The 1,729-nt window shown below is 67.7% G+C and carries 2 protein-coding genes; both read left to right on the top strand.

Translation table 11 applies throughout. The features are described from left to right. The first annotated feature begins 275 nt into the window (after positions 1–275). Complete coding sequence (locus ACWCSD_RS52360; protein WP_352360547.1) at positions 276–560, top strand: hypothetical protein; 285 nt, start codon at positions 276–278, stop codon at positions 558–560. A 544-nt stretch (positions 561–1,104) separates the two neighbouring features. Beyond that, a partial coding sequence (locus tag ACWCSD_RS52355; RefSeq protein WP_449927361.1) for a mechanosensitive ion channel family protein occupies positions 1,105–1,729 on the top strand: 625 nt, incomplete at its 3' end.

Here is a 1,729-nt window from a genome sequence, read left to right as displayed (position 1 = left end):
CATCCCGGCCCCTCTCCCGATGTCTCGACCCGTCAAGACTGGTGACTCAGCGTAGCCCTCAGGTAGCTCTTCGCCTAGAGATGACTATGAAGCAGTGAGAGCTGTTTGGAAACGTGCTCATCAAGCCTACGGTTAAGGATCGTCCTCCGAGGGACTGTTTCTTACAACCCATGAGGGAATAGCCACTCCCTGTGATCAGCAGAGTGGCGTTGCGTGTGCTGTTGACTTGAGCCATGTTTGGCCCACCAGCAACGATTCCCAAGGAGGACGAGAAGGTGACGGACGACAAGATCGGACATCTGCAGCGCCTCGTATCCGAGCTCGGCGCTCGCGGTCTGCTCGCACGAGTGGTGCAGACCCAGAGCGGCCGGCAGTTCGTACGCGTCATCAACCCGAAGGCGACGAGCCTGTCCGAGAACGTCACCTGCCGGCCGGCGAACGCCTCGGACCTTCCCGACTGGTGGTACTGCTGGTCCTGGGGCGAACCCATGCACACGGCCGACGACCCGGCCGGTGCCGCGACCAAGGTCGCACGCGTGCTCGCCGCGGTGGGAGAGTGACCACGCGGTGATCCGGGTGGAGCGCAGCCACCACGGGTCACCGCCCCCACGGCGGCCCCGCGGGGCCGGCGGGACGATCGGTGCGGAGGGCGTCCGGGTTGCCGGGCCCCTGATCGTCCCGCCGGTTCCGGCCCCTTCGCGCGGGCGTACGCCCGTGCGCGCAGATCAGCCCGGCGGGTGCGCCCGCCGGGTGCCGGGGGGATCACCTCCCCCCTTGGAACCGGCACGGGCCATGCTTCCGGGTGTGTGGCCCGTCCGAGCCGACCGTCATCGGAGCGTCCGGTCTCTCCCTCCGCGGCCCAGAGGCCGGGCGACCCCGTCTTCCCCGGCGTGATGTGACGGCGGCCGGTTCGGTCAGCGGTATTTTTAGATCCAATTGGACTGATTTGCCGCTGACCGAACCGCTTCCTGAGGGGGAATCCACCCAGTGTTCCTGTTGGTGACACCAGGGCCATCGCCTACGCCCACGCCGGCAGATTCGTCGCTCGTGCAGGACTTGGACAAAGTGAGCTCGCAGATGGCGCAAGCCTGTCAAGGTGACACGGTGTTCTGTGGTCCCCTGGTCGACTGGCTCGACAACGCCTCCTGGGCGCCGTTGCTGGCCAGCTTCATCACCATCGTCCTGATCCTGGTGCTCGGGTTCGTCGTGCGGAACATCTCGCACCGGGTGATCACCAAGGTGGTGAACCGGGCGGCCACCGGCGGCTCGCTCGCCAACAGGTTCCGCCGCAACGCGGCCACCGACGGCATCGACGCGCTGCTGCACGAGCGCCGCAAGCAGCGGGCCGAGACCATGGGGTCGGTGCTCAAGCACATCGCCTCCATCGTCGTCCTCGGCACCGCCATCCTGACCGTGCTCGACCGGCTGACGATCCCCATCGCCCCCCTGCTGACCAGCGTCGGCATCCTGGGCGTCGCGATCGGCTTCGGCGCGCAGGAGCTGGTGAAGGACTTCATCGCCGGCATGTTCATGCTGCTGGAGGACCAGTACGGCGTGGGCGACGTGATCGACGCGGGCGCCGCCGTCGGCACCGTCGAGGCGGTCACCCTGCGGGTCACCCGGCTGCGCGACGCCGACGGCCGCGTCTGGTACGTGCGCAACGGCACGATCACCCGCGTCGGCAACGAGTCGCAGGGCTGGTCGCGGGCCTACTTCGACGTCCCGGTGG

It is taken from the genome of Nonomuraea sp. NPDC001684, from assembly GCF_053596515.1.
The sequence above is the reverse complement of the archived record's forward strand: the minus strand, read 5'-3'. Positions and strand labels throughout refer to the sequence as shown.